The following is a 4,337-nucleotide window of genomic DNA, read 5'->3' as shown; positions in this document are numbered from 1 at the left end:
CCTTATGACCAGTGCCGGTCGGCACGGTCACCGTCACCCTTGCTTGGTAATCTGATCGTGCCGACCTACCCTTTTGACATAGAACCGCACCCCCTTTGGCAATTGAAGCGCCTGGCGAACGGGCGGCATGAAACTCATCCGAATGGCGTCACGCTTCGTCGCTAGGCGATGTGTTGCCGCCGGATCAACGTCAACTGCGGTTCGAGCTGTAGCGCTGGGAGCAAGACGCCCAGGAGTTACCATTGGGCTGCGCACGCTGAAAGGACGGGTTACTCCCGACGCGGCGAAGTCAAATCCGAGGATCGCAAGGGCCTTCAGCTGTCTGCTCGCGCCGAGTCCCTGGGATTCGTCTATCGACCGCTCGCCGAGATCCTGGTCGCGGAGCCCCTCGATACGATCCTGCAGCGGGTAGAGAGCACGATAGGCGAGCCTGCCAAATCACCATCTGTCGATGCGGTCGGCGGGAAGATTGAAGCAACGGTTAGAAGTCACCTCGGGCGACCCTACGCTTCAGGTCAATGTCGTTCGCAGGCCAACCAGATCGTCGGCATGTCCCATGTCCAGACCTTCAGCCGGCGCGCCCCACGCATCAGCCGCCAGGCCGGTGAACACGTCGAACACCGTCCAGCTTCCACCTGGCTCTTGCCTTAAGTCGTACCGCTGCTGTGCCATGGGTCATTCGTTCAGCTTCCGATCCAGCTCGTCAAGCATGGACCGATGCTGCTCGGTCACATCCCAATCTGCTGGACCTCCCAGCAGTTGGCGGATTTGATGGCGCAGCGTCTCTGAAGTAATCCACGACCGAATGAGACGCGATGTAGCCTGCTGTTGCTCGGGAGAAAGCTCTTGCATGGTTGGCCCGCACGGTTTGACCGAGCCCAACCCCTTTGTGACCTTAATGGTTCCCGATGGATTGCCTGAAGAGAGTTGGAGCAGCAGCTACTCCGGCGCGACCGATAGAAAAAAGTTCATCGCCGCGAAGGCCGGCTTTGTAACGTGCAATCAGGCTTTCGGCAGCCGTCGTAGCTTCGGGGCTTTCGCGGTTAATGCCGCGCAGCTCACAAAGCATATCGAACAGCCCCTGGAGAAGAGACAGTTCCTCCGGCTCGAAGGTGCCGTTCGCGATGCTTGTTACCAGCATGATCCCTGCCCCTGCATTGGCCGGATCATTCGAGCGGGTCAGGTAAATGTCAATTCGGACCAAGGTCTTGTCGGAAAGGCCTTCATCGCTCAATAGGTCACAGTGACGACAACCGTGTCGGTGTATACGCCTGCGGAAGGAGTGGCCTGCGGCGGGACGCGACCATAAACCGTGAAGACTCGGTTGCCCCGGACGCGTTGCTACACGAGCGAATTGCCTGGCCATCCATGTTTCGGGTCTTCGCCATTCAGGAGGTCCACGCTGTGACCGCGCACCATGTCAAGATAGCAGGCGCCCCCTCGCGCCATGAACACATCGAACTATGGCTTGAGCACCGCGGACTGTCCAAATCTCTTCCGTAGTGGCCGGTGCGGTCCGTTGGGCCCAAAGGCCCCCACTGAACCAGCATTCTCCCTTTCCGCGTCTAGTGCGCCGTAGTGGGTTCGCCTCTCGAGTCAGGGAGCTGTCGCATGGTCTAAAAGCCGGAAGTCCGACACGGCGCACATTGGAATCGGCGCGATCAATGCCTTCGACGGTGATCGCGATCGTCGCGTTCTCGATCCCAATCCACCCCTTGGCTTTCCGGGGTTGCGGACGTCCTGCCTGCATTTCAGATATCGCAGTGAAAGCAGCTTAGCATAAGCGGCTCGAAGCGTCCTTCGGCAAAGACCCTGTTGCCATAGGGGAGACAAGAGCTCGCGGCTCAAGCCGCAAAATCCTGGCGATTGGTTGTCAGGATGACGCACATGCAGCTTGCCCTGCTCTTAGGCGCTCTTGGCAGGATCATATTCTTGATGCTGCAGGCATAGGTTGGGCGCTCAAGCCTTGCCACGTCACCCTCTGCTGGCTGCCCAGTCAACACGTTAAACACGGTCCAGCTTTCGTTGGTTTCTTTTCTGAGTTCATGTCTTTGGTGAGTCACTGTCGCTAGCCATACATCAAGCAGTGATCGATGATTACAATCGATGACTTGGAAGGCGCCAGAGGTCGTCAGCGCGTGAGATAGAATGACTGACGGCTAACACCGCCTCGTCCTTCCTGCGCGATAGCCTGATGACCTTCAAACGCATGAGCTGACTCGCAACACTGCGATTCAATTTAGCACACGTTTAATTAGCTCCGGAGCATTTTAACGAATCGTTGACCGCGCTGTCCCATTATAGGACGGCGCGGTCAAACCCCAACCGGACTGCGCAGGCGGCTCCGGCACTGAAGCGCCCGCCCAACTGTCGGAGTCGCCACCCACACCAACATACCAGCAATGGTTGAATCAACCGTTACCGCATGTGCTTTCCAATGTGCTTCCCTGATCGTTAGACTTTGACCGAGCGGACGGGAATAAGCGCAGAACAGTTCGCTAACATTTGAGACAAGTCGATGGATATGACGAGCAATCCGATCTTGGTGGATCAATTCCCGGCAAGCTCTACAGCGGCGAGCCCAAGAAGGATATTCCTACATCTGGCCGACGTGCGGTCAGCAGGTCGACATGCGTGACCTTCGCCAAGGCGCTGGCCGCCGGTTGTGCCGCGCCGCCTCGCTCTGGTTTCCTGACATTCCGATCGCTTGTCAAACGATCCAGCCCACATGCCGCACTTCCGCCGGGAATCGGGTCCATGAACATCGCGGATCCCGCCGATCAGGTTCCTGAGCTGGCGCTGCGTCCATGAGCGGCGCAGGGGGATTTGATCCTTGCACTGAACCGTCCGAGGCGGTCTGCGAACAACTCGCCGTCCGGCCGGCATCGCCTTGTTCATGCTGCTCGCCCATCAGACCGCAAATTCCGCGACTATCGTAGCGGTCGCACGCATCGCGTGATCGCTGAATTCGTGTTCACTGCAACCGCGGTGGTGGCTCATGCCCTCGCCTGGCATTCCGCCTATTCGCCGACCGAGGGGTGGATTGCGCTTTTCGATCCTGCTTTACCTCATTACCGGCCTGTTCTGGCTTCCAGTCGTGTGGATGCAGATCGAGATGCGCGATCTCTCGCCCTGCAGGCCGCGGCAGCGAAGCAAGCTCCACCACAGCGCTGCAACACCTTGGCACGTTCCGCCATTCCAGAAGGCGGCTACGACGACATGAATGCCATCACCATCTCCACCATTCTGGTTGTGGTCGCCCTGCGCCCACGGGCACATGGCCTGTAACTTCGCCGTGACTCATCCCCTTGAGGGAACAATCAGACCGAGCCCCAGTTTGACCCAAACAAACACGGCCGATGGTTCGATGGAGGCATGCCATGAGATTTCCACACAGCACGACGGCCGCCGCCGCCACTTTCATAGCCCTCACGTCCCCGGCGCTCGCCCAGTCAAGCGGAACACCGGCACCCACGACGCCTGCACCCACGACGGCGACCGAACAACCCGGCGCCGGGTCGAACGCAAACGGACAGGGGGGTGAACAGACACGCGAAATAATCCGCCAGATGGTTGAGCAAGCTGTCCGGGAGAGGATGCACCAGGATCGCGGTTCTGAAGAAGCTTTCCGTGACGAAGATAGCCGCAACGACCAGGGCGACCGCAACGGGCATGCTGACCGCCCCGATGAAGCTAGCCGGCATGGCGACCATTGGCGAAATCGTGGCGACTGGGGCAGAGGACACAGAATGGCTCGACACCGTGGTCACCAAAAGATGCGCGGTGCCGGCATGCGACTTATGTTCGGCCTGTTGGACACGGATGGCGACAGGTCACTGTCCGAGGCCGAGGTTCAAAGCGCGGTCGGCAGGATGTTCAATAGCATCGACGAGAATGGTGACGGCAACATCGATCTAGACGAAATCCAGTCCCTCCTGCACGGCTCCAACGTGCATGGCACAAACAACGAAGACATGCCGTAGCTGCATCAAGACTGAGGAGCCGACTTCAGACGGAGCGGCAAGCGAGTCGCGGTCAGGCGAAGGCGCCGTTTGGAATGGCCCAAAATATTCTCTCAAGCTCCCGGAACATAGGTCGGCCATTGCGGTTCGACAGGCGGCGGGAACGGTCGATGAATAGCATGCCCGCTTGCCAAGCGCGGGTCCCGATCGACCTTGCCAACAGAGGAGCGGGCTATGCGTGCGTTGGTCTGGCACGGTAAGGAAGACATACGCTGCGATCAGGTCTCCGATCCAGAAATTGAGGATGAACGGGACGCGATTATCAAGGTGACGAGTTGTGCCATCTGCGGCTCCGACCTTCACCTTTACCACAAC

The 4,337-nt window shown here is 58.9% G+C and carries 4 protein-coding genes and 2 pseudogenes; 3 read left to right on the top strand and 3 right to left on the bottom strand.

The window, feature by feature from the left end; genetic code table 11:
• Positions 1-510 precede the first annotated feature (510 nt).
• The 3 genes and pseudogenes from EN879_RS25835 to EN879_RS25825 form a co-directional block, all read right to left on the bottom strand.
• On the bottom strand, positions 511-672 hold the full coding sequence (locus tag EN879_RS25835; protein ID WP_244514446.1) for a hypothetical protein: 162 nt from the start codon (positions 670-672) through the stop codon (positions 511-513).
• 223 nt (positions 673-895) lie between these two features.
• The gene (locus EN879_RS25830; RefSeq protein WP_164752009.1) at positions 896-1,234 is read right to left on the bottom strand and encodes a hypothetical protein; all 339 of its coding nucleotides are present in this window, start codon (positions 1,232-1,234) and stop codon (positions 896-898) included.
• Positions 1,231-1,314: pseudogene (locus tag EN879_RS25825) on the bottom strand (spore coat protein U domain-containing protein); the annotation flags it as partial. The gene EN879_RS25830 and the pseudogene EN879_RS25825, both read right to left, overlap by 4 nt.
• A gap of 1,564 nt (positions 1,315-2,878) precedes the next feature.
• Here EN879_RS25825 and EN879_RS25815 point away from each other — a divergent pair.
• From EN879_RS25815 to EN879_RS25805, 3 genes and pseudogenes are all read left to right on the top strand, one after another.
• Positions 2,879-3,130: pseudogene (locus tag EN879_RS25815) on the top strand (DUF2269 family protein); the annotation flags it as partial.
• A gap of 466 nt (positions 3,131-3,596) precedes the next feature.
• Positions 3,597-3,983, top strand: a complete 387-nt coding sequence (locus EN879_RS40170; RefSeq protein WP_224675712.1) for a hypothetical protein — start codon at positions 3,597-3,599, stop codon at positions 3,981-3,983.
• Between the two features lie 213 nt (positions 3,984-4,196).
• A partial coding sequence (locus EN879_RS25805) for an alcohol dehydrogenase catalytic domain-containing protein (RefSeq protein WP_164774576.1) occupies positions 4,197-4,337 on the top strand: 141 nt, incomplete at its 3' end.

The organism is Mesorhizobium sp. M7A.F.Ca.AU.002.02.1.1, assembly GCF_003998535.1.
GTDB lineage: Bacteria > Pseudomonadota > Alphaproteobacteria > Rhizobiales > Rhizobiaceae > Mesorhizobium > Mesorhizobium ciceri.
The sequence above is the reverse complement of the archived record's forward strand: the minus strand, read 5'-3'. Positions and strand labels throughout refer to the sequence as shown.